Here is a 22,573-nt window from a genome sequence, read left to right as displayed (position 1 = left end):
GATGCTTTCGCGTTTCTTCATCGACAGGCCCATCTTCGCGTGGGTCATCGCCATCGTGATCATGCTGGCCGGGGCGCTCGCCATCCGGACCCTGCCGATCGCGCAATATCCTGAGATCGCCCTGCCCCAGGTTGCCATCTCGGCCAACTATCCCGGGGCCTCGGCCAAGACGGTCGAAGACAGCGTCACCCAGGTCATCGAACAGAAGATGAAGGGCCTCGATGGTCTGGACTACATGTCCTCGACCAGCGACAGCTCGGGTTCGGCCACGGTGACCCTGACCTTCAAGGCCGGCACCAACATCGATATCGCCCAGGTCCAGGTCCAGAACAAGCTGCAGACCGCCACCGCCCTGCTGCCGCAGGAAGTGCAGCAGCAAGGCCTGACGGTCGCCAAGTCGGCGCGTAACTTCATGATGGTGGTGGGCCTCTATTCGGAGGATCCCAAGACCACCAACACCGACCTGGCCGACTATCTGGCCAGCAATATCCAGGACCCGCTGAGCCGCGTCGACGGCGTCGGCGACATCCAACTGTTCGGCGCCCAGTACGCCATGCGCATCTGGCTGGATCCGCAGAAGCTGGCCAGCTTCAGCCTGACCCCGGCCGACGTCGCCACCGCGATCCGGGCCCAGAACGCCCAGGTCTCGGCCGGCCAGCTGGGCGGCGCGCCCAACCTGCCGGGCACGGGCCTGAACGCCACGATCACGGCCCAGTCGCGTCTGCAGACCCCCGAGCAGTTCCGCCAGATCATCATCAAGAACAGCACGGGCGGCGCCACCGTGCGCCTGGCCGACGTGGCCCGCGTCGAGCTGGGCGCCGAGAACTACATCTCGGTCGCCAAGTTCAACGGCCACCCGGCCGCGGGTCTGGCCATCAAGCTGGCCCCCGGCGCCAACGCGCTGGACACCGCCGCCGCCGTCAAGGCCAAGATGGCCCAGCTCGAGAAGTCGTTCCCGGCCAGCTACAAATACGTCGTCCCCTACGACTCGACGCCGTTCGTGAAGCTTTCGATCGAGGAAGTGGTCAAGACGCTGATCGAGGCCATCGTGCTGGTCTTCATCGTCATGTTCCTGTTCCTGCAGAACTGGCGCGCGACCCTGATCCCGACGATCGCCGTACCTGTGGTGCTGCTGGGTACGTTCGGCGTGCTGTCGGCCTTTGGCTACTCGATCAACACCCTGACCATGTTCGGCCTGGTGCTGGCCATCGGCCTGCTGGTCGACGACGCCATCGTCGTGGTCGAGAACGTCGAGCGCGTGATGTCCGAAGAGGGGCTCTCCCCCAAGGAAGCCACCCGCAAGTCGATGAACGAGATCACCGGCGCCCTGATCGGCATCGCTCTGGTGCTGGCCGCGGTGTTCGTGCCGATGGCCTTCTTCGGCGGCTCGCAGGGCGTGATCTATCGCCAGTTCTCGATCACCATCGTCTCGGCCATGGCCCTGTCGGTGCTGGTCGCCCTGATCCTGACGCCTGCCCTGTGCGCCACGCTGCTGAAGCCCGTCGAGGCCGGCCACCACGAGCACAAGACCGGCTTCTTCGGCTGGTTCAACCGTAGCTTCAACGACCTGTCTTCGCGCTACCAGGGCTCCGTCCGCGGCATCCTGGGCAAGAGCGGCCGCTGGATGGCGATCTACGCCGCCATCATCGTGGTCATGGCCCTGCTGTTCGTCCGCCTGCCCAGCGCCTTCCTGCCGGAAGAGGACCAGGGGATCATGATCACCCTCGTCCAGCTGCCCGCCGGCGCGACGGAGGAGAAGACCCAGGCCGTGCTGACCCAGGTGCGCGAGCACTTCCTGGGCGCCGAGAAGGACGCCGTGCAGTCGGTGTTCACCGTCTCGGGCTTCAGCTTCAGCGGCGCCGGCCAGAACGCCGGTCTCGCCTTCGTCCGTCTGAAGGACTTCGAGCACCGCAAGGCCGCCAAACTCAAGGCCCAGGCCGTCGCCGGCCGCGCCATGGGCGCCTTCAGCCAGATCCGCGACGCCATGGTGTTCGCCGTGATCCCGCCGTCCGTGCCGGAGCTAGGCACCTCGTCGGGCTTCGACTTCCAGCTGCAGGACATCGGCGGCGTCGGCCACGAGACGCTGATGAACGCCCGCAACATGATGCTGGGCATGGCGGCGCAGGATCCGAACCTGGTGGGCGTGCGCCCCAACGGTCAGGACGACACCCCGCAGCTGAAGATCGAGGTCGACCAGGCCAAGGCCGGCGCCATGGGCCTGACCACCGCCGACATCAACAGCGCGCTCAGCGCGGCGTGGGGCGGCTCATACGTCAACGACTTCATCGATCGCGGCCGGGTCAAGAAGGTCTACTTGCAGGCCGACGCGCCCTACCGCATGACGCCCGAGGACCTGAACCGCTGGTACGTCCGCAACGACCAAGGCCAGATGGTTCCCTTCCCGGCCTTCGCCACGGCCAGCTGGACCTACGGCTCGCCGCGCCTCGAGCGCTACAACGGCCTGTCGTCGATGAACATCCAGGGCTCGCCCGCCCCGGGCAAGAGCTCGGGCCAGGCGATGGCGGCCATGGAGAAGCTGGCGGCGCAACTGCCGCCTGGCGTCAGCTACGAGTGGACCGGCCTGTCGGCCCAGGAACGTGAATCCGGCAACCAGGCGCCGGCCCTGTACGGCATCTCCATCCTGGTGGTGTTCCTGCTGCTGGCCGCCCTCTACGAGAGCTGGTCGATCCCGCTGGCCGTCATCATGGTGATCCCGCTGGGCATCGTCGGCGCCCTGCTGGCGACCTTCGTCCGCGGCCTCAGCAACGACATCTACTTCCAGGTCGGCCTGCTGACGACCATGGGCCTGGCGTCCAAGAACGCCATCCTGATCGTCGAGTTCGCCAAGGACCTGTACGAGAAGGGCATGAGCCTGATCGACGCGACGCTGGAGGCGGTTCGTCTGCGCCTGCGCCCGATCATCATGACCTCGCTGGCCTTCGTCTTCGGCGTTCTGCCGCTGGCGATCTCCAACGGAGCCGGCTCCGGGGCCCAGCACGCCATCGGCACCGGCGTGATCGGCGGCATGATCTCGGCCACCCTCCTGGCGATCTTCTTCGTCCCGCTGTTCTTCGTGGTCGTCGAGAAGATCTTCAAACCCAAGCACAAAGGCCATGACGAAGCGGTCGCCCAAGCTGGCGAAGCGCCGTCGACGGAGGCCCACTGATCATGTTCCGTAGTCTTACCCTGATCCTGCTGGCCTCCACGGCGGTCAGCGCCTGCACCATGGCCCCGCGCTATGAGCGCCCGGCCCTGCCGGTCGCCCAGGCCTGGTCCACGCCGACGCCGGAGCCCACGGCGTCCGTCACGGCCGCCGACCTCGACTGGCGCCAGGTGCTGGTCGATCCGCGCCTGCAAGGCGTGGTCGACCTGGCCCTCAAGCAGAACCGCGACCTGCGCGTGGCGGTGCTGAACATCGAGAAGGCCCGCGCCCAGTACGGCGTCCAGCGATCGGCCCTGTTCCCGGGGATCAACGGCGTGCTCAGCGAGCAACGCAACCACTCCCCGGCGGCGGTCTCGCAGATCCCCGGCGCGACCGGCGGGTCGATCGACACCGAGGTCTACAGCGCCACCATCGGCTTCACGGCCTATGAGCTTGACCTGTTCGGCCGCGTCCGCAGCCTGAACGCCCAGGCCCTGCAAAGCTTCTTCGCCACGCAGGAGACCAGCCGTTCGGTTCGCATCAGCCTGATCGCCGAGACCGCCAACGCCTGGCTGACCCTGGCCGCCGACCAGGAGCGCCTGGCGCTCGCCAGGGACACCCTGACCACCCGCGAGGACACGCTGCGCCTGACCCAGCAGCAGGTCGACGGCGGCGTCGGCTCGCTGGCCACCCTGCGCAACGCCCAGGTCCAGGCCGAGACGGCTCGGAGCGACATGGCGGTCTACACCGCCCAGGTCGCCCAGGACCGCAACGCCCTGACCCTGCTGGTCGGCGCCGAAGTGCCGGCCGACCTGCTGCCGTCAAATGGTCCGGGCGGTAGCCTGGCCTCGGCCCGGATCCTGGCCGACCTGCCGGCGGGCCTGCCCTCGGACGTGCTGGCGCGTCGCCCCGACGTGCTGGCGGCCGAGCACCAGTTGCAGGGCGCCAACGCCAATATCGGCGCGGCCCGCGCGGCCTTCTTCCCGCGCATCAGCCTGACCGGCTCGCTGGGCTCGAGCAGCACCGAACTGGGCGACCTGTTCAAGAGCGGCAGCAAGGCCTGGAGCTTCACGCCCCAGATCAGCCTGCCGATCTTCGCCGGCGGGGCCAATGTGGCCAACCTGAACGTCTCCAAGGCCAACCGCGACATCGCCGTGGCGACCTACGAGAAGACCGTGCAGACGGCGTTCCGCGAAGTCTCCGACGCCCTGTCGGTGCGCGACACGGTCGGCGACCGCCTCGCCGCCCAGGAGCGCCTAGTCGTGGCCGCCACCGACAGCCAGCGCCTGTCGCAACAGCGTCGCGACGCCGGCCTCGACAGCGCCCTGACCCTGCTCGACAGCCAGCGCACCCTGTATTCGGCCCAGCAGGGCCTGATCACGGCGCGCCTGGCGCGGGCGACCAACCTCGTCACCCTCTACAAGACCCTCGGCGGCGGCGCGCCCGCGGCCTGAGGCTGAAACGAACACGAGCTCCCCGGCGAGAGCCGGGGTGGTTCGCTGGCCATCATCCCCCACCCCGATGGTCGCGAACGGAAGGGCGTTCTCCTCCCCCCATCCCTGGAGGCGCCCTTCCACCCTTGTGGTGGGACTTGCCCGTTCCGCCCCCTTCAGCGCGCACGCGAACGGACCGGCCAACCCGGAATGGGGCGGATCATGCCAGAGGTTGTGTGACCCGACAGATGATTGCGATAAATGTAGGCCTATCGACACGAAGGCGGCTCTCCCAAGGTCCACCCTTGTGACGAACGTCAGGGCCGACGCATCCAACCGCGTCGTCTCGGCAAGGCCGCGCCACTGCCCCACAGGTTGGCGCGGTCTCTCGCCCCCTCAGCCCAACGTCTAGAGCGGCAGTTGCACCGTGCTCTTGACCTCTTCCAGAACCGCATAGGTCCGGGTCTCGCGCACGCCGGGCATCTTGACCAGGATGTCGCCGAGGAAGCCGCGATAGGCCTCCATGTCGCGCACCCGGGCCTTGATCAGGTAATCGAATCCGCCGGCCACCATGTGGCACTCCAGGATCTCGGGCGCGCGGCGCACCGAGGCGGCGAAGTCCTCGAACACCTCTCCGGTCGTGCGCTCCAGCACCACCTCGACGAAGATCAGCAGCGCCCGGTCGACCTTGGCCGGATCCAGCAGAGCCGCGTAGCCGGTGATATAGCCGCGCTCGCGCAGTCGCCGGACGCGGTCGAAAGTGGCCGCCGGCGACAGGTTGCAGCGCTTGGCGAGCTCGGCGTTGGTGACACGGCCGTCGGCCTGCAAAACCCTCAACAGGCGGCGATCGGTGTCATCCAGAGCGGAAATGGCCATATTGAACTTTCGCCGAAGAAGCTTCGAAAATCAGCGGATACAAACGTAGCACATTCGTAATGTCTAGCGTTACACCTCCGATCGTTCCAGCCCCGCCCCGCGCCCTCCCCCTTAAAAGGCGCCCGGCGAAAACGGCCAGCCCGTAGGGGTGGAACACACGCGACGCTCGCCCCTCTCCCCCTAACCGGGCGTCGCGCAAGAGAGGAAGGGGCGCGATACTCCCCCAGCACGCGCCCCTTCCTCCCTCCCCATTTCTTCATCCTCGCTTCCGGAGCATGCTTCGGCGCGCGCCTTCCGCCATGCTGGAGCGGATGATCATTTTCCGCGACTTTACCGAAGAAGATACAGCGCTGCCACGCGACAAACGAAGCACCTTTGCCCGAAGCCGAGTTAGACCGATGATATCCTAAACCAAGGGAACGACCATGACCGACTTGGCCCACTGGGACAGCCTCGACGACGGCAAGTATCGCGACGAAGCCGCGGTGATCGCCGACCTGCTGGCCGCCAAGCCCCTGTCCAGCGAGGACCGCGCCGCCGTCCGCGCCGAGGCCGAGGCCCTGGTCCGCGGGGCCCGTCGGTCCGTCCGCAAGCAGGGCGTGGTCGAAAGTTTCCTGCAGGAGTTCAGCCTGGGCACCCGTGAGGGCCTGGCGCTGATGTGCCTGGCCGAGGCCCTGCTGCGCACCCCCGACGACGACACCCGTGACAAGCTGATCGCCGAGAAGATCGGCTCGGCCGACTGGGCCAGCCACCTGGGCGGCAGCGACAGCCTGTTCGTCAACGCCTCGACCTGGGGCCTGATGCTGACCGGCAAGATCGTCGAGCCCGACGACGACGCCAAGAAGGACCTGCCCGGCTTCATCAAGAAGATGGCCGGTCGCCTGGGCGAACCCGTCATCCGCGCCGCCGTCGGCCAGGCCATCCGCATCATGGGCGAGCAATTCGTCCTTGGGCGGACGATCGAGACCGCCATCAAGCGCGCGGCCGGCGAGAACACCATGTGCTCGTTCGACATGCTGGGCGAAGGCGCCCGCACCGCCGCCGACGCCGAGCGCTACGAGAAGTCCTACGCCGACGCGATCCAGACGGTCGGCAAGCTGTCGAACGGCGCCGGTCCGGAGAAGGGCCACGGCGTCTCGGTCAAGCTCTCGGCCCTGTGCCCGCGCTACGAAGCGACGCACGAGGACCGTGTGTGGGAAGAGCTTTATCCCCGCACCCTGCGCCTGGCCAAGATCGCCGCCCACCACAACCTCAACTTCACGATCGACGCCGAGGAAGCCGACCGCCTGGCCCTGTCGCTGAAGCTGCTGGACAAGCTGTGCCGCGAGCCGGAGCTGGGCGATTGGCAAGGGCTGGGCCTCGCCGTCCAGGCCTATCAAAAGCGCTGCGGCGAGGTCATCGCCCGCCTGCGCGCCCTCTCCGAAGAGACCGGTCGCCGCCTGATGGTCCGCCTGGTCAAGGGCGCCTACTGGGACAGCGAGATCAAGCGCGCCCAGGTCGCCGGCCGCCCGGACTATCCGGTCTACACGACCAAGCCGGCCACCGACCTGTCGTACCTGGTCAACGCCAAGGCCCTGATCGCCGGCGCCCCGCATCTCTACGCCCAGTTCGCCACCCACAACGCCCACACCCTGGCGGCCGTGGTGCGCATGGCCAAGAACGCCGGCGTCAAGATCGAGCACCAGCGCCTGCACGGCATGGGCGAGGCGCTCTACAAGGCCGCCGACGACCTCTATGACGGCGTCACGCTGCGGGCCTACGCGCCGGTCGGCGGCCACGAGGACCTGCTGCCCTATCTGGTCCGCCGCCTGCTGGAGAACGGCGCCAACACCAGCTTCGTACACGCCCTGCTGGACGAGCGGGTGCCGGTCGAGAAGGTCGTCACCGACCCGATCGACACCGTCGAGGCCCACCCGGACCGCCACGCCAAGATCCCGACGCCGATCGAGGTCTATGGCCCGCGCCGGAAGAACAGCGCCGGCCTCGATCTGTCGGTGAAGGCCGACCGCCAGCGCTTGGAGGCCGCCGTCACCGCCCTGGACGCCGTCACCCTGGCGGCTGGCCCGCTGATCGACGGCAAGGTCAGCGCCGGAACCCCGCCGCTGCCGGTCGTCGCCCCGGCCGACGACCATAAGGTGGTCGGCGCGGTCTCGGAAGCCCAGGCCTCGCAGATCGACGAGGCCTTCCGCCTGGCCCGCGCCGCCCAGCCGGCCTGGGACCGCGCCGGCGGCGCCGCTCGCGCCAAGGTGCTGCGCGCCATGGCCGACGCCCTGGAAGCCGACATCGATCGCCTGATCGCCATCCTGGCCCGCGAGGCCGGCAAGACCCTGAGCGACGGGATCGCCGAGGTCCGCGAGGCCGTCGACTTCTGTCGCTACTACGCGGTGCTGGCCGAGGATCAGTTCGGCGACGGCGAGGTGCTGAAGGGCCAGGTCGGCGAGACCAACACCCTGCGTCTGGCCGGTCGCGGCGTCTTCGTCTGCATCAGCCCGTGGAACTTCCCGCTGGCTATCTTCACCGGCCAGATCGCCGCAGCCCTGGCCGCCGGCAACGCCGTGCTGGCTAAGCCCGCCGAACAGACCCCGCTGATCGCCTTCGAGGCCGTGAAGCTCTACCACGCCGCTGGCCTGGACCCGCGCCTGCTGGCCCTGCTGCCCGGCCGTGGCGAGACGGTCGGCGCGGCCCTGACCAGCCACGAGGGCCTGGACGGCGTCGCCTTCACCGGCGGCACCGACACCGCGTGGCGGATCAACCAGACGCTCGCGGCCCGCCAAGGTCCGATCGTGCCGTTCATCGCCGAGACCGGCGGCCTCAACGGCATGTTCGTCGACACGACGGCGCAGCGCGAGCAGGTGATCGACGACGTGATCGTCTCGGCGTTCGGCTCGGCCGGCCAGCGCTGCTCGGCCCTGCGCCTGCTGTTCCTGCCGGAAGACACCGCCGACCACATCATCGACGGCCTGAAGGGCGCCATGGACGCCCTGGTCATCGGCGACCCGGCCCTGGCCGTCACCGACGTCGGCCCGGTCATCGACGCCGAGGCCCGCGACGCGCTCGCCAAGCACTATGTCCGCCTGACCGAGGAAGCCAAGGTGCTGCACGTCCTGACGACGCCGACGAACGGGACCTTCTTCGCGCCGGTGCTGGCCGAGATCCCCGCCGCCGACTTCCTGGAGCGCGAGGTGTTCGGACCCGTTCTGCACGTGGTGCGCTACAAGCCTGAAAACCTCGAGCAGGTCGCCGGCGCGCTGGCCGCCCGTCGCTACGGCCTGACCCTGGGCGTCCACTCGCGGATCGAGAGCTTCGCGGCTGAAGTCCAGCGCCTGGTCCCGGCTGGCAACGCCTACGTCAACCGCTCGATGACCGGCGCCGTGGTCGGCGTCCAGCCGTTCGGCGGCGAGGGCCTGTCGGGCACCGGCCCCAAGGCCGGCGGCCCGCACGCCCTGCTGCGCTTCGCGGTCGAGCGCGCGGTCAGCGTCAACATCACCGCCCAGGGCGGCGACCCGGCGTTGCTGAATCTGTAGGACTTGACGCCATCGGCCGCCGGCGAGACCATGCGCCCATGGCCGATGGCTTCGACATCCATATCGACAACGAGCAGGCTGCCCAGCTGAAGGCTGGGGCGGACAGATTCGGCATGTCGGTGTCCGAGTACGCCTTGGCTCTAATCGAGGCCGGCCTGACCGGCGCCCCGCCAAGGATCATCGACCCAGATCCCGCCATCGACGAAGCCATCGCCGACGCCGTTGAGCGGGGCGATATGCCTTCCATTCCTCTGTCGGAATTTCGCGAACAGCTACGCCGTTTCGGCGGTCGTGATTGACCTTCACCGTCTTGGTTTCCGAGCAAGCCGAGAAAGACGCTTCGCGTCTTGATGACTGGCTCTCGGCCTTCGCCCCTCAAGCGGCCGAACGCCTGGGCATGGCGCTGATGAAGGCGTTCGACAGCTTGACCGAAATGCCTCTGCGGGGCCGCATCACAGGACCCACGACACGTGAGATCAAGGTTCCGTTCGGTCGCGACGCCTACATCATCCGCTATCGCGTCAGTGGCTCCCATGTGACGGTCACCCGAATCTGGCACAGTCTAGAGGACCGTTAGACAGCGCTCCTGAATCTTGAATGGCCCATCTTCACAACCGTCACGCGTAGCGCCTAAGCTTCCCGACAAGAGTTAGGGGAGTTTCGGATCACATGCGTTTCCTGCCTCGCGCGGTCGTCGCCGCCGCCCTGTTCGCGCCCGCTATCGCCTCGGCGCAAGTCGGGCCGATCGTCGGTGACTGGTACGGGACGCTGGACACCCCGCGCGGCAAGCTGCCGGTGGTGTTCCACATCAAGCCGGACGGCTCGGCCACGCTGGACAGCCCCCGGCAGATGGTCAAGGGCATGCCGGCCAGCGCGACCCTGGCCAAGGGCAAGATGACCCTCACGCTGAGCGCCGCGCCGGCGGGTTTCGAGGGAACGGTCTCGGCCGACGGTCAGGCCGTTCAGGGCGAATGGTCCCAGGGCGGGGCGGGCCTGCCTCTGACCATCAGCCGCGCCGCGCCGGTCGTGAACCGTCCGCAGACGCCCAAGCCGCCCTTCCCCTATCGCGCCGAGGAGGTCTCGTACCGCAATCCGGCCTCGGGCCTGAAACTGGCCGCAACCCTGACCTTGCCCGAGGGACCGGGACCGTTCCCGGCCGTGGTGCTGATCAGTGGTTCCGGCACGCAGGACCGCGACGAGACGATCTTCGACCACAAGCCCTTCCTGGTCATCGCCGACGCCCTGACGCGCAAGGGCGTCGCGGTGCTGCGGGTCGACGATCGCGGGGCCGGTGGCTCGGACAAGGGCGATCCTGCGACGGCCGGCATCCCCGCCTTCGCCACCGACGTGGCCGCCGGCGTCGCCTTCCTGCGCGCGCGGACAGACATCGACCCGGCCCGCATCGGCCTGATCGGCCACAGCGAGGGCGGCCAGATCGCGCCGCTGGTCGCCGCCGACGACCCCCGCATCGCCTTTCTGGTGCTGATGGCCGCGCCGGGCGTCGACGGAACCGCGCTGCTGCTGGCGCAGAACCGGGCGCTGTTCATAGCCAATGGCCTGCCCGCCGATCAGGTCGAGATCATGATGAAGAACCGAGCCGAATGGTTCCAGGCCGCCCGCGACGCCCAGGACGTCGACGACGGGCGCGCGCGGCTGAACGCGGTGCTCGACCGTCAAGGCCTTCCCGCGACTTCGCCCCAGCGCGCCCAGGTGTTGGCCCTCTCCAGCGCGGCGGGACACTATATGCTGAACGCCCGCCCCGCCGACGCCCTGGCCAAGATCAAGGTCCCCGTCCTGGCCATCGGCGGCTCGAAGGACCTGCAGGTCGACGCCAAGACCAACCTGGCCGCGATCCGCGCGGCCCTGGCCGGCGACGCCGACGTGACGGTCAAGGAACTGCCGGGCCTGAACCACCTGTTGCAGACCGCCGCTACCGGCCTGGTCATCGAGTACGGCCAGATCGAGGAGACCATCGCTCCCGTCGCCCTAGCCACGATCGTCGACTGGACCGTCGCCCACGCGGCGAAGAAATGACCGCCTCGCGCCGCCAGCTCTTGGCGGGCCTCGCCGCCCTGCCTGCGCTCGGCGCGGCCGCCGCGCCGCCGGCGGGCTTCGTCGCCGTGAAGGACGGCCGCCTCGCGCTGGACGGCAAGCCCTACCGCTTCGTCGGCGCGAACCTCTGGTACGGGGCCTGGCTGGGCTCGCCCGGCCCCACAGGCGACCGCGCGCGGCTGGGGCGCGAGCTGGACCGGCTGACGGCCCTGGGGGTCACCAACCTACGGGTCCTGGGCGCGGGCGAGCGCTCGCCGGCCAAGGCCGCCGTCTCGCCGACGATGCAGGAGGAGCCCGGCGTCTACAGCGCCGACCTGTTGAAGGGCCTCGACTGGCTGCTGGCCGAAATGGCCCGCCGCGACATGAAGGCGGTGATCTACGTCAACAACTTCTGGGACTGGTCGGGCGGCATGCCGGCCTATCTGAACTGGGTCGGCAATGGCCCCTGGTTCGAGGCCGGCGATCCGAAACATCCGTGGCCGGAGTATCCGGACTATTCGGCCCGGTTCTATGCCGACGCCAAGGCCAACGCCCTGTTCCGCCGCTACCTGACAAGCCTGGTCCAGCGGACCAACAGCGTCACCGGCAAGGCCTATCGCGACGACCCCACGATCATGGCCTGGCAGTTGGCCAACGAACCCCGCCCGGGCGGGACGGAAGCCAACGCCGACAGACTTCCGCCTTACTACGCGTGGATCCGCGAGACCTCGGCCCTGATCAAGTCCCTGGACCCGCGCCACCTGGTCTGCACCGGCAGCGAGGGCAGCATGGGGTGCCTGCGCAGCGAGGCCTGCGCGCTGGAGGCTCACCGGCCGGCGACCATCGACTACGTCACGCTGCATGTCTGGCCCAACAACTGGAGCTGGATCGATCCCAAGAACCAGCCGGCGACCTACGCCGCTGGCGAGGCCCGCTGCCGGGAGTACGTGGCCCGCCACATCGCCCTGGCCAGGTCGCTCAACAAGCCGCTGGTCATCGAGGAGTTCGGCCTGATCCGCGACACCCGCGCTTTCGCGCCCGGCTCGGCGACGACCGACAAGGACCGGTTCTACCGCACGATCTACGGTCTGGCCCTGGACGACATGAATGCCGGCGGCCCGACGGCCGGGACCAACTTCTGGGCGTGGAACGGCGAGGGCCGCGCCCAGCACGGCGACGCCTGGTTCGCGCCCGGCGACAAGAGCTTCGTCGGCGATCCGCCCCAGGAGGAGCAGGGCCTCTACGGCGTCTTCGACACCGACGCCGCGACCCTGGCGGTGATCGCCGAGCATGCGGCGGCGGTAAAGGCGCTCTAGGGAGCGGCCGTCAGCGCCAGAACCTGCCGCACCGCCTCGGGCAGGCGCGGGGCCAGGCGGCGGGCCTTGAGGGCTGGGCCGTCCGTGCCGCGGAAGCCGACCAGGACGTCGGGCTCGACCCCGCCGATCTCGTTGGAGCCGTCGGCCCGCAGGCGCAGGCAATCGGGCAGCGACAAGCGGCCGCCGCTGTTCTTCAGCACCACCGGACCGGCCTCGGTGGCGTGGCCGCAGCCGGCGCCCAGGGTCGGCGAGCCCAGGATGATCCCGGCCCTGTTGTCCTGGATCATCGCGGCGAATTCCTCGGAGGCGCTGGCCGACTTGCCGTCGACCAGCACGATCAGCGGGCCGGACCAGACCCCTTCGCGCCACGACCATTTCACCGGCTCGAACACCGACTGGCCCCACGGCTTGTCGGCCAGCGCCAGGGGGTCTCCCGAGGCGCGGACGCCGCTGCTGTAGCCGGCGTCGATCAGCAACGGGCAGGCCTGGCCCTCGACGCAGGGCGCGCGAGCCTCGGCGGCGCGACGGCGCAGCTCCTTGGCCTCGGCCAGCAGGGCGGCCTTGGCGGCCCCCCGCTCACCGCCGACATTGTTCTCGATATCCAAGGCCAGGGCGTCGAGCTGGTCGGCGGCCTGGGGCGAGCGCACCAGCCGCACCGGCGCGCTCTTCAGGCGTATGGACGTGACCATGCGGGCGGCGATCTCGGCCCACTCGCGGCCGCCGCCATTGCCGGCGAGATCGATCATCAGCACCTGCGCGCCCGCGGCCTTCACGGTCGCCAGACGCGCGGCGAAACGATCGGTCAGTTCCTGGTAGACGGCGGTGTCCAGCTTGCTCGAGCAGTCGCCGTCGCACGGCTTGTCCAGCGGCAGCTTCAACTTGGCGGCCGCGGCCTCACAGACGGCGGGGTCGACCATGAAGATGGAGATCTGCACGACGCCGATCTTGCGGTCGTCGACGGTGACCAGACCGCCGGGGAACTCGCGCGCGCCCTCGCCCGTGTCCAGCGGCGTCCAGCCCGGCAGGCCCGAGGCGACCGCCGGGCGCGGCCGGAAAGGGCGCTGGTCGGCGCAGGGCGGGGCGGCGGCGGAGACCTTGGACGCTGGCGCGGCCGGGCTCCAGTCGACCTGCACGTGGCCGTCGGCCAGCGACGACAGGGCGCGATCCAGCAGGGCGCGCGCCTCGGCGTCCGACGTGGTCTTGGCCAACCCCGCCTCGACCGCCTTGAAGCTGGTGTCGAGGTTCAGGCCCCGGTCGATCGTCAACCAGTCGAGATTGGCGTAGCGACTGCCCAGCGCCGCGCGAATCTGACGGGCGTCCTCGATCCACGGCGCGGGATCGTAGGCCAGGGCGGGCGCGGCGAGGCCCATCAGGGCGACGGCGGCGACGGCGGCGCTGAGGCGCGAAATCATGAAGGGCTCCCCGGAAAGCTCCGCCAAGCCTCCTAGTCGCCGAACGCCGCTACGCCACGTTAAAACGACGAAAGGTGCGAAGTCCCGGCGGGGCGAAAGTGGATTGTTACCGGTGTCATTCGTGCTACCGCTACGGCAAAGCGCGCCAGGAAGGCGCCGGAGGAACCGCTGTGCACACCGCCACCCGCCGCACCCTGATCACCGGCGCCGCCGCCCTGGCCGCTTATGCCGCCCTGCCCCGCGCCGGCCATGCGGCCGAGAAGCGCTCCCCGGTCGTGGCCACCACCGCCGGCAAGGTGCGCGGCGATGTCGAGGACGGGGTCAGCGTCTTCAAGGGCCTGCGCTACGGCCAAGACACCGGCGGCGCGCGGCGCTTCATGCCGCCCGTCAGGCCCGAGCCCTGGACCGAGATAAAGGACGCCCTGGCCTATGGCGCGTCCTGCCCCCAGGGCAAGGGCGAGGAAGAGGTCCAGTCCGAGGACTGCCTGTTCCTCAACGTCTGGACCCCGGTCAAGGCCGGCAAGACCGGCCTCGCGGATGGCGGCAAGCGGCCGGTGATGGTCTACATCCACGGCGGCGCCTACAACACCGGTTCGGGCAGCCATCCCTGGTACGTGGGGACCAAGCTGGCCAAGCGCGGCGACGTCGTGGTGGTGACGGTCAACCACCGCCTGAACGCCTTCGGTTATCTGTATCTCGCCCGCCTGTTCAACGATCCGTCGGTGGCCGACAGCGGCAATGCGGGTCAGCTGGATCTTGTCCTGGCCCTGCGATGGGTGCGCGACAACATCGCCGCCTTCGGCGGCGATCCCGGCCGGGTGATGCTGTTCGGCCAATCCGGTGGCGGGGCCAAGATCGCCACCCTGCTGGCCCAGCCCAACGCCAAGGGCCTGTTCCACCGCGCCGCCACCATGAGCGGCCAGCAGGTCACCGCCGGCGGCCCGTTCAATGCGACGAAGCGCGCCAAGGCGTTCATGGAGAAGGTCGGCGCCCAGGACCTGGCGTCCTTGCGCGCCCTCTCGGCCGACAAGATGGTCGAAGGGCTGCGGGCCGTCGATCCGATCGCCGGCGCGGGCGGGGTCTATATGGGGCCGGTGCTGGACGAGCGGACCCTGGACCGCCACCCGTTCTTCCCCGACGCCTCGCCGGTGGGCCTTGGCGTGCCGATGATGTGTGGCAACACCCACGACGAGACCAAGGGCTTCATCGGCTGGGACGCCGGGGCGTTCCCCAAGAGCTGGGACGAGGTGATCGCCCGTCTGCCGGGGCAGTTCAACGCCCGCATCGACATCGATCCCGAGACGGTGGTGGCCTTCTACCGCGCGACCTATCCGACCTATTCGCCGTCGGACGTCTATTTCGCCGCCTCGACGGCCGGCCGCTCGTGGAAGGCCGCGATCATCCAGGACGAGGAACGCGCCAAGGCCGGCGCTCCGGCCTTCGCCTACCAGGTCAACTGGAAGTCGCCCAAGGACGGCGGGATCTTCGGCGCGCCGCACACCATCGACATCGGCCTGGTGTTCGGCACGCTGGACGCCAAGGGCTCGATCGTCGGGACGGGGCCGGAGTCGGTCGCCATGTCCAACACGATGAGCGACACCTTCGTCAACTTCGCCCGCAACGGCGATCCGAACGGCGGCGCCCTGCCGAAGTGGGAGCCCTACACCCTGCCCCGCCGCCAGACGATGGTGTTCGACACCACGACGCGGCTGGAGGACGACCCGCGCGGGGCCGAGCGCGCGTTCTTCAACCGCGTGCCGTTCACTCAGTTCGGGACTTGATCTCGTAGGGGAGCGTCGGCGGCAGATGCTGGACCAGGATCCGCGACGTCGGTTCCCGATCGGGCTGCACGGGCGGCGGCTCGCCGAAGACGGCGACCCACAGGGCGATCCACGCCTGACGCTCTTCGTACTCCACCGGGCGAACTCCTTTCGGGGGTTCCAATGGCTCGGCGGAACAAGGGGTTGCTGGTTAACGCGCGGGTAACCAGACTTTCGCGCTGGAGCTTCCGCGGGAAGCCCCCGTAACGCGGGAAGCTGTCGCGGAACGATCGAGGTCGCCGAGGCGGCGGTCTGGCCCCTTTGGCGCGTCTCAACGAGAGATCGGACAAAGAAAAAGGGCGAGTCCGAAGACTCGCCCTTTCGACGACCTTTCGGTCGAAGACGTCCGGCTTAGCGGAACAGGCTGAGGATCGACGAGCTCGAGGAGTTCGCGATCGACAGGGCCTGGATGCCCAGTTGCTGCTTGGTCTGCAGCGACTGCAGCTTGGCGCTTTCCTTGGCGAGGTCCGCGTCCACCAGGTTGCCGACGCCGGCGTCCAGGCTGTCCTGCAGCTTGCCGACGAAGGTCAGGTGGGTGTCGAGGCCGGTCGAGGCCGTACCCAGCGAGGCCAGCTTGTTGGTGGCCGTGCCGATGGCCTTGTCGATCGTGGTGATCATCGCCTTGGCGGACGAGGCCGAAGTGAAGGTGGGGCTAGCGGTCCCCAGGCCGAGACCGGCCAGGCCCAGGGTCTGGGCCTTGACGGTGAAGCCCGAGCCGTCCGAGTTGGCCAGGAAGGTCATTTGCGTGGCCTTGCCGTCGGCCAGGCTGACGCCGTTGAACTTGGCGTTGTCGGCGGCCTTCTGGACCTGTTCGCGCAGCGAGTCGAAGTCCGACTTCAGCGCGCTGAACGAGGCGGTGTTTAGCGAGGTGTCGGAAGCGGCCAGGGCCTTTTCCTTCATCTTGCCGAGCAAATCGGTGATTGTGTCGCCGGCGGCCAGGGCCACGTCGATGGTCGACTGGCCGCGCTGCAGCGAGTCCTTCACCGAGTTCAGCGACGACGAGTTGGCGGTCTGCGTCTTGGCCATGGCCCAGATCGCGCCGTTGTCCTTGGCGTTACCGACCTTCTTGCCGGTGTTGATGCGTTGCTGGACGACGCCCAGTTCGCTGTTGGTGGTGTTGAGGTTTTGCAGGGCGATCAGCGCGCCCGAGTTCGTGTTGATGCTGTTCAGCGCCATGACGAAACAACTCCTATTCAAGGTGTTCCGGCGTCGTTTTGACAACCGGCGGGCGTTTTGCCCGCCGCGACACTATGCCACCCGCTCTTTCAATATTGTTGATGAGCGACAGGCCCCGACTGAATCATCAAACCTTTTCCTTAAGAAACAAGGCCCGGACGTTAGGACTCATTACTATATTTCCGAAAGTGTCCCAAATTGGCACACATTCAAACACCGATCGCTCTACCTGACGATTCCCACCTAGACTCTGAGAGACTGCGCGCAAAAGAAAAAGGGCGAGTCCGGAGACTCGCCCTTTCGACGACCTTTCGGTCGAGGTGTCCGGCTTAGCGGAACAGGCTGAGGATCGACGAGCTCGAGGAGTTCGCGATCGACAGGGCCTGGATGCCCAGCTGCTGCTTGGTCTGCAGCGATTGCAGCTTGGCGCTTTCCTTGGCCAGGTCGGCATCCACCAGGTTGCCGACGCCGGCGTCCAGGCTGTCTTGCAGCTTGCCGATGAAGGTCAGGTGGGTGTCGAGGCCGGTCGAGGCGGTGCCCAGCGAGGCCAGCTTGTTGGTGGCCGTGCCGATGGCGCTGTCGATTTTCCCGATCATCGTCTTGGCAGCGCTGGCGCTGGCGAAGGTCGAACCCGCCGACAGGCCGATGCCGGCCAGACCCAGGGTCTGGGCCTTGACGGTGAAGCCCGAGCCGTCGGAGTTGGCCAGGAAGGTCATGTTCGAGGCCTTGCCGTCGGCCAGGCTGACGCCGTTGAACTTGGCGTTGTCGGCGGCCTTTTGGACCTGTTGGCGCAGCGAGTCGAAGTCCGACTTCAGCGCGTTGAACGAAGAGGTGTTCAGCGAGGTGTCGGAAGCGGCCAGGGCCTTTTCCTTCATCTTGCCGAGCAGGTCGGTGATGGTGTCGCCGGCGGCCAGGGCCACGTCGATGGTCGACTGACCGCGTTGCAGCGAGTCCTTCACCGAGTTCAGCGCCGACGAGTTGGAGGTCTGCGTCTTGGCCATGGCCCAGATCGCGCCGTTGTCCTTGGCGCTGCCGACCTTCTTGCCGGTATTGATGCGTTGCTGGACGACGCCCAGTTCCGCGTTCGTCGAGTTCAGGTTTTGCAGCGCGATCAGAGCGCCCGAGTTCGTGTTGATGCTATTCAGCGCCATAACGAAGTAACTCCTATTCGAGGTATTCCGGCGTCATTTTGACGACCGGTGGGCGTTTTGCCCAATACGAACCTCGCACAACGAGCTTACGGCTTCGTTTAATTTTCAGTATTCCATAATTAACAATTCAAACTATTTCGTTTACTATTAAAGCCAAATCAACTTTGAATTTGAATTAACGAGCGATAACACTTTGTATCAAAATGGCACATCTTATGTATTGCCTACGATGACTTGGCAGTCACCCAGACCCCGCCTCAGCCTCCCCGGCTTCCCCGGGAGGCTGGGGCGGACCGGCGGCCGGATCTCAGCGGCCCGCCAGGTACAGACGGCGCGAGCGATAGGGCCTGGCGATCGCCCGGATGGTCACGATGAACACGAAACCTCTCCAGAGGTCGGCGAAAAGGCCGTTGCGGCGACGCATGACGAGACTCCTTGCTTTCCAGTTCAACGAAAGAAGGGGCCGACCGGCTCCCCGGGAGGGGGAAGGAGCCGGCCGGCCCCTCACGGCCGGTCGCTAGCGATGTGACCGGCGAAAGCCGGGGCTTGAGATCAGCCGTGCAGCTTGATCGCCGTTTCGGCGATGCGGCGGCCCTGGTAGCGGGCGCCGGTCAGCTCGTTCTCGCTGGGCTGACGCGAGCCGTCGCCGCCGGCGATGGTGGTGGCGCCGTAGGGGCTGCCGCCGGTGATTTCATCCAGGGTCATCTGACCGGCGTGGCCGTAGTCCATACCCACGATGGTCGTGCCGAAGTGCAGCAGGTTGGTGATGATCGAGAACAGGGTGGTTTCCTGGCCGCCGTGCTGGGTGGCGGTCGAGGTGAAGGCGCCGGCCACCTTGCCGTGCAGGGCGCCGCGGGCCCACAGGCCGCCGGCCTGGTCGAAGAACGCCGCGACCTGCGAGGCCATGCGGCCGAAGCGGGTCGGCGCGCCGACGATGATCGCGTCGTAATTGGCCAGATCCTCGACCGAGGCGACGGGAGCATCCTGGTCGAGCTTGAAGTGGGCGCTCTTGGCGATGTCCAGCGGCACGGTTTCGGGCACACGCTTGATGTCGACGCTCGCGCCGGCTTCGCGCGCGCCCTCGGCGACGGCCTTGGCCATCGTCTCCAGGTGACCGTAGGACGAATAGTAGAGAACCAGAACCTTGGCCATGACGGCGAACCCTCGGTGTCTTGCTTGGCGGAAGCGTCATGCCCCGTCGTTGACGCGCCTTTTGGCGCCGCATGAGCTTGCGAAACAGCCGAATAAAATCGTCTGATATGTTCGAGATTTTCGATTGCCAATCTTAGGTCCTAGAGCCCGATGACCGCCGAGCCCGGCCTTCCCACCCTCGACCAGCTGTCCGTATTCCTCGCCGTGGTCGAGGCGGGCAGCTTCGCGGGCGCGGCCCGGCGGATGAATCGGGCCAATTCGGTGGTCAGCTACGCGATCGCCAATCTGGAGGCCCAGCTGGGCCTGACGCTGTTCGACCGCGACGCGGCCAAGACGCCGGTGCTGACCGAAGCCGGCCGGGTGGTGCTGGCCCAGGCCCGGGTGATCGCCGGCGACGTCGCGTCCCTCCGGGCCCAGGCCAGGGGTCTGATCCAGGGGCTGGAGGCCGAGGTCAACCTGGTGCTGGACGTCATGCTGCCCACCGCCCGGGTGGTCGACGCCCTGCGCGCCTTCCGCGAGGCCTTTCCGACCGTGACCCTGCGCCTCTATGTCGAGGGCCTGGGCGCGGTGACCCAGATGGTGCTGGACCGCCGGGCCACGATCGGCGTCGCCGGACCGCTGGACGTCGTCAACGGCGGCGACGCCCTGGAGACCATCGCCGTGGGCTCGACCCTGCTGATCCCCGTCGCCGCGCCGGACCATCCGCTGGCCCAGGGCCGCAATCCGCCGGGCGCGGCGCGCGGCCATACCCAGCTCGTTCTGACCGACCGCTCGAAGCTGACCGACGGTCGCGACTTCGCCGTCGGCAGCGTCCACACGTGGCGGCTGGCCGACCTCGGCGCCAAGCACCTGCTGATGAAGGAGGGCTTCGGCTGGGGCAACATGCCCGAGCCGATGGTCCGCGAGGACATCGCCGCCGGCCGCCTGAAGCGCCTCGACATGCCGGACCTGAGCGACGCGGTCTACACGCTGCACGCCATCTATCGCAGCGACACCCCGCCTGGTCCCGCCACCGCTTTCCTGATCGAACGGTTCCGCAGCCAGGCCAATTGAGCCGCCCGCCGCGCTTTGGTCAGACCTATGGCCTGAACACTCTTGCCGAACCGGCGCGGGGCGGCTGTATTCGCACGCGCTCCAAGGAACACCCGATGCAGACTCCCTATGTCGCCGCCGCCGACCGCTACGCGGCCATGCCCTATCGCCGCACCGGCCGCAGCGGCCTGGATCTGCCGGCGATCTCGCTGGGCCTGTGGCAGAACTTCGGCGGGGCCGACGTGTTCGAGACCGGCCGCGCCATCCTGCGCCGGGCCTTCGATCTGGGGATCACCCATTTCGACCTCGCCAACAACTACGGCCCGCCCTACGGCTCGGCGGAGGAGAACTTCGGCAAGGTGCTGGGGAGCGACTTCAGGGCCCACCGCGATGAACTGGTCATCTCGACCAAGGCCGGCTGGGACATGTGGCCGGGCCCCTATGGCGGGATCGGCGGGTCGCGGAAATATCTGATCGCCAGCTGCGATCAGAGCCTCAAGCGCATGGGCGTCGACTATGTCGACATCTTCTACTCGCACCGCGTCGATCCCACGACGCCGCTGGAGGAGACCATGGGCGCGCTGGCCCACCTGCACCGACAGGGCAAGGCGCTCTATGTCGGGATCTCGTCCTACTCGCCCGAGCTCACCCGCAAGGCCCACGCGATCCTGAAGAGCGAGGGCGTGCCGCTGCTGATCCACCAGCCGTCCTATTCGATGGTCAATCGCTGGATCGAGGATGCGCTGCTGGACACCCTGGACGACCTCGGCGTCGGCTGCATCGCCTTCTCGCCGCTGGCCCAAGGGCTGTTGACCAGCAAGTACCTGGGCGGCGTGCCCGCGGACTCGCGGGCGGCCCGGGACGGCTCGTTCGGCGGGCATCTGCTGACCCAGGACAATCTGGATCGCATCAAGGCCCTGAACGCGATCGCCCAAGGTCGTGGCCAGACCCTGGCCCAGATGGCGATCGCCTGGACCCTGCGCGATCCGCGCGTCACCTCGGCCCTGATCGGCGCCCGCACCGTCGCCCAGTTGGAGGATTCCCTGGCGGCGCTGAAGGGCGTCACCTTCTCGGCCGAGGAGCTGGCGCTGATCGATCGCCATGCCTCCGAAGGCGGCGTCGACCTGTGGAAAGTGTCGTCGACCCTGGCAGACGGCGATTTGCCGCGTCGCTGATAGCCAAGGTTTAATGTTCCGGCGCTTGGCCGACCTGTCGCGTTTGCATATGGTTCTCGGTGATGGATAAGGGCGCTCACACCCTGCCTGACCAGGCCGACGGCCTGGAACGCCTCACCGAACGTGAGCGCGAGTGTCTCCGACTCGTCGATCGTCACATGAGCTCCAAGGAGATCGCCCGCGAACTGGGCCTCTCCAAGCACACCGTCGACTGGCACCTGGACAAGGCCCGCAAGCGCCTGGGCGCGGCCGACCGCTACGACGCGGCGCGCCGCGTCTTCGACCGGGCGTATCAGGCGGGCGATCAGGGCCCCCATCAGGGGCGCGCCCCCCCTCCTATCGCGCCCCCCCCTCCTATCGCGTCGGGGTCCGACACGGCCCGGCTAGGCGAACATCCTTCCTCGCGGTCTGCTGACCCCATCGAGGAAGGAGTTCCCAGTGAACGAGTTGACCCCCCACCAGAAGGACGCGATCGGCCGGGCCACGCACCTGCGCCAGGAAGTGTCGAGCTTCCGGCACGCGTGGCCCCTGCTGAATTCGGCCGAGACCATGCCCCCGATCACGTGGAGCGAGCTCGAGCGCCAGTTGCAGAGCCTGTCGGTGACTCCGGCGGGCGCTTCGATGGTGCACGACCTGGTGGAAGCCACCCGCAAGCAGGCTTCGTTCAAGCCCAGCGAGCTGGTGATGCGGGAGATCCTGTGCATCGCCAGCGCGGTGATGGACGAGACGTTCCTGTCGGACTTGTCCTCTTCGGACTCGGAGGAGGACGGCCCAATCATCTGAGCCTGCCCCTGCGATTGGCCTTCATCGCCGCCGTGATGATCGTGACCGCGTTCGCGTTCGGCTCGATCCTGGCGGGGCTCCACGCACTGCAAGGCCTGTTTCCGTAAGATTTCCGCCTCCGGGGAGCCGGGGCGTCCATCCGCCCAGATTTTCACCTCAGCAACGCGCCGGGAGCTCTCGGCGCGAGGAGACTTCTCATGCTCAAGCAACGCCGCCTGGCCGCCGAGACCGTGGCCGAAGCTCTGTTCGCCGCCGAAAAGGCCATCGACGCCGCGATCACCCGCACCGCCGCCCTGGCCGGGCTGATGCCGACCACCCGCCAGGACGCCAACCTCTCCGCCCTGGTCGGCCAGGACGCCCTGATGGCGGCGATCAACACCATGCAGGCCCTGGGCGCGGCCCGCGAGGGCATCGTGGTCACGCACAAGCACCTGTCGACCGCCCAGCACGACATCGGCCTGTCGGCCGTCTCCTTCGGCGAAGGCGCCGTCAAGCCGGCCGGCCTGATCGAGACCAGCCCCAGCGGCCGCCTGACCGTCGCCGCCTAGGT

18 protein-coding genes and 1 pseudogene are annotated in these 22,573 nt (G+C 68.0%); 13 read left to right on the top strand and 6 right to left on the bottom strand.

All coding sequences use genetic code 11. From position 1 onward, the window contains the following. Position 1: 1 nt before the first annotated feature. Positions 2–3,166 (top strand): efflux RND transporter permease subunit, encoded by a 3,165-nt coding sequence (locus tag AC07R7_RS07370; protein WP_494634675.1) that lies wholly within the window; start codon positions 2–4, stop codon positions 3,164–3,166. Between the two features lie 2 nt (positions 3,167–3,168). Further along, positions 3,169–4,596, top strand: a complete 1,428-nt coding sequence (locus AC07R7_RS07365) for an efflux transporter outer membrane subunit (protein WP_494634674.1) — start codon at positions 3,169–3,171, stop codon at positions 4,594–4,596. Between the two features lie 387 nt (positions 4,597–4,983). On the opposite strand, the gene AC07R7_RS07360 is transcribed toward AC07R7_RS07365, so the two are convergent. Beyond that, the gene (locus AC07R7_RS07360; protein ID WP_492837129.1) at positions 4,984–5,451 is read right to left on the bottom strand and encodes an Lrp/AsnC ligand binding domain-containing protein; all 468 of its coding nucleotides are present in this window, start codon (positions 5,449–5,451) and stop codon (positions 4,984–4,986) included. Positions 5,452–5,885: 434 nt separating this feature from the next. On the opposite strand from AC07R7_RS07360, the gene putA reads away from it, so the two are divergent. The 5 genes from putA to AC07R7_RS07335 all read left to right on the top strand — a co-directional run bounded on the left by putA (position 5,886) and on the right by AC07R7_RS07335 (position 12,322). After that, entirely contained in the window at positions 5,886–8,975 is a 3,090-nt protein-coding gene (putA, locus tag AC07R7_RS07355) for a bifunctional proline dehydrogenase/L-glutamate gamma-semialdehyde dehydrogenase PutA (protein WP_494634860.1), read from the top strand. 38 nt (positions 8,976–9,013) lie between these two features. Next, positions 9,014–9,274, top strand: a complete 261-nt coding sequence (locus AC07R7_RS07350) for an antitoxin (RefSeq protein ID WP_494634673.1) — start codon at positions 9,014–9,016, stop codon at positions 9,272–9,274. Beyond that, complete coding sequence (locus tag AC07R7_RS07345) at positions 9,271–9,552, top strand: type II toxin-antitoxin system RelE/ParE family toxin (RefSeq protein ID WP_494634672.1); 282 nt, start codon at positions 9,271–9,273, stop codon at positions 9,550–9,552. The genes AC07R7_RS07350 and AC07R7_RS07345 overlap by 4 nt, the downstream gene beginning before the upstream one ends. A 92-nt stretch (positions 9,553–9,644) precedes the next feature. Next, positions 9,645–11,009: an alpha/beta hydrolase family protein gene (locus AC07R7_RS07340; RefSeq protein WP_494634671.1), complete on the top strand. Its 1,365-nt coding sequence runs from the start codon at positions 9,645–9,647 to the stop codon at positions 11,007–11,009. Beyond that, positions 11,006–12,322 carry a glycoside hydrolase 5 family protein gene (locus AC07R7_RS07335; RefSeq protein WP_494634670.1) on the top strand — a complete coding sequence of 439 codons (1,317 nt, stop codon included), beginning with the start codon at positions 11,006–11,008 and terminating at the stop codon, positions 12,320–12,322. The genes AC07R7_RS07340 and AC07R7_RS07335 overlap by 4 nt, the downstream gene beginning before the upstream one ends. Here AC07R7_RS07335 and AC07R7_RS07330 read toward each other — a convergent pair. Next, entirely contained in the window at positions 12,319–13,734 is a 1,416-nt protein-coding gene (locus AC07R7_RS07330; protein WP_494634669.1) for a S41 family peptidase, read from the bottom strand. The genes AC07R7_RS07335 and AC07R7_RS07330 overlap by 4 nt on opposite strands. 170 nt (positions 13,735–13,904) lie before the next feature. Between AC07R7_RS07330 and AC07R7_RS07325 the strand changes: the two genes are divergently transcribed. Next, complete coding sequence (locus tag AC07R7_RS07325) at positions 13,905–15,515, top strand: carboxylesterase/lipase family protein (protein ID WP_494634668.1); 1,611 nt, start codon at positions 13,905–13,907, stop codon at positions 15,513–15,515. On the opposite strand, the gene AC07R7_RS07320 is transcribed toward AC07R7_RS07325, so the two are convergent. From AC07R7_RS07320 to wrbA, 4 genes are all read right to left on the bottom strand, one after another. Next, positions 15,496–15,651 (bottom strand): hypothetical protein, encoded by a 156-nt coding sequence (locus AC07R7_RS07320; RefSeq protein ID WP_492886231.1) that lies wholly within the window; start codon positions 15,649–15,651, stop codon positions 15,496–15,498. The genes AC07R7_RS07325 and AC07R7_RS07320 overlap by 20 nt on opposite strands. 254 nt (positions 15,652–15,905) lie before the next feature. After that, positions 15,906–16,730 (bottom strand): flagellin, encoded by an 825-nt coding sequence (locus AC07R7_RS07315; RefSeq protein ID WP_492886233.1) that lies wholly within the window; start codon positions 16,728–16,730, stop codon positions 15,906–15,908. Positions 16,731–17,059: 329 nt separating this feature from the next. Further along, complete coding sequence (locus AC07R7_RS07310; protein WP_494634667.1) at positions 17,060–17,881, bottom strand: flagellin; 822 nt, start codon at positions 17,879–17,881, stop codon at positions 17,060–17,062. A 552-nt stretch (positions 17,882–18,433) separates the two neighbouring features. Beyond that, entirely contained in the window at positions 18,434–19,033 is a 600-nt protein-coding gene (wrbA, locus tag AC07R7_RS07305; RefSeq protein ID WP_492837138.1) for an NAD(P)H:quinone oxidoreductase, read from the bottom strand. A 150-nt stretch (positions 19,034–19,183) separates the two neighbouring features. Here wrbA and AC07R7_RS07300 point away from each other — a divergent pair, with 150 nt between their 5' ends. The 5 genes and pseudogenes from AC07R7_RS07300 to AC07R7_RS07280 all read left to right on the top strand — a co-directional run bounded on the left by AC07R7_RS07300 (position 19,184) and on the right by AC07R7_RS07280 (position 22,571). After that, positions 19,184–20,086: a LysR family transcriptional regulator gene (locus AC07R7_RS07300; protein ID WP_492837139.1), complete on the top strand. Its 903-nt coding sequence runs from the start codon at positions 19,184–19,186 to the stop codon at positions 20,084–20,086. Between the two features lie 95 nt (positions 20,087–20,181). Beyond that, positions 20,182–21,240, top strand: coding sequence for an L-glyceraldehyde 3-phosphate reductase (gene mgrA, locus AC07R7_RS07295; protein ID WP_494634859.1), 1,059 nt, complete (start codon positions 20,182–20,184; stop codon positions 21,238–21,240). 62 nt (positions 21,241–21,302) lie between these two features. Beyond that, a pseudogene (locus tag AC07R7_RS07290) lies at positions 21,303–21,452 on the top strand (helix-turn-helix domain-containing protein); the annotation flags it as partial. Positions 21,453–21,678: 226 nt separating this feature from the next. Then, positions 21,679–22,023, top strand: coding sequence for a hypothetical protein (locus AC07R7_RS07285; protein ID WP_492886243.1), 345 nt, complete (start codon positions 21,679–21,681; stop codon positions 22,021–22,023). 197 nt (positions 22,024–22,220) lie between these two features. Next, on the top strand, positions 22,221–22,571 hold the full coding sequence (locus AC07R7_RS07280) for a hypothetical protein (protein ID WP_492837142.1): 351 nt from the start codon (positions 22,221–22,223) through the stop codon (positions 22,569–22,571). Positions 22,572–22,573: the final 2 nt, after the last annotated feature.

Source organism: Caulobacter sp. GW821-FHT05F04, from assembly GCF_059419665.1.
This window is presented reverse-complemented; position numbering and strand designations above follow the sequence as displayed.

Excerpts from the sequence above, each read along its gene's own strand:
- AC07R7_RS07340 (WP_494634671.1), top strand. The coding sequence starts at position 9,645 with ATGCGTTTCCTGCCTCGCGCGGTCGTCGCCGCCGCCCTGTTCGCGCCC.
- AC07R7_RS07360 (WP_492837129.1), bottom strand. The coding sequence starts at position 5,451 with ATGGCCATTTCCGCTCTGGATGACACCGATCGCCGCCTGTTGAGGGTT.
- AC07R7_RS07350 (WP_494634673.1), top strand. The coding sequence starts at position 9,014 with ATGGCCGATGGCTTCGACATCCATATCGACAACGAGCAGGCTGCCCAG.
- AC07R7_RS07280 (WP_492837142.1), top strand. The coding sequence starts at position 22,221 with ATGCTCAAGCAACGCCGCCTGGCCGCCGAGACCGTGGCCGAAGCTCTG.
- AC07R7_RS07300 (WP_492837139.1), top strand. The coding sequence starts at position 19,184 with ATGACCGCCGAGCCCGGCCTTCCCACCCTCGACCAGCTGTCCGTATTC.
- mgrA (WP_494634859.1), top strand. The coding sequence starts at position 20,182 with ATGCAGACTCCCTATGTCGCCGCCGCCGACCGCTACGCGGCCATGCCC.
- wrbA (WP_492837138.1), bottom strand. The coding sequence starts at position 19,033 with ATGGCCAAGGTTCTGGTTCTCTACTATTCGTCCTACGGTCACCTGGAG.
- AC07R7_RS07330 (WP_494634669.1), bottom strand. The coding sequence starts at position 13,734 with ATGATTTCGCGCCTCAGCGCCGCCGTCGCCGCCGTCGCCCTGATGGGC.
- AC07R7_RS07370 (WP_494634675.1), top strand. The coding sequence starts at position 2 with ATGCTTTCGCGTTTCTTCATCGACAGGCCCATCTTCGCGTGGGTCATC.
- AC07R7_RS07335 (WP_494634670.1), top strand. The coding sequence starts at position 11,006 with ATGACCGCCTCGCGCCGCCAGCTCTTGGCGGGCCTCGCCGCCCTGCCT.
- AC07R7_RS07310 (WP_494634667.1), bottom strand. The coding sequence starts at position 17,881 with ATGGCGCTGAATAGCATCAACACGAACTCGGGCGCTCTGATCGCGCTG.
- AC07R7_RS07365 (WP_494634674.1), top strand. The coding sequence starts at position 3,169 with ATGTTCCGTAGTCTTACCCTGATCCTGCTGGCCTCCACGGCGGTCAGC.
- AC07R7_RS07315 (WP_492886233.1), bottom strand. The coding sequence starts at position 16,730 with ATGGCGCTGAACAGCATCAACACGAACTCGGGCGCGCTGATCGCCCTG.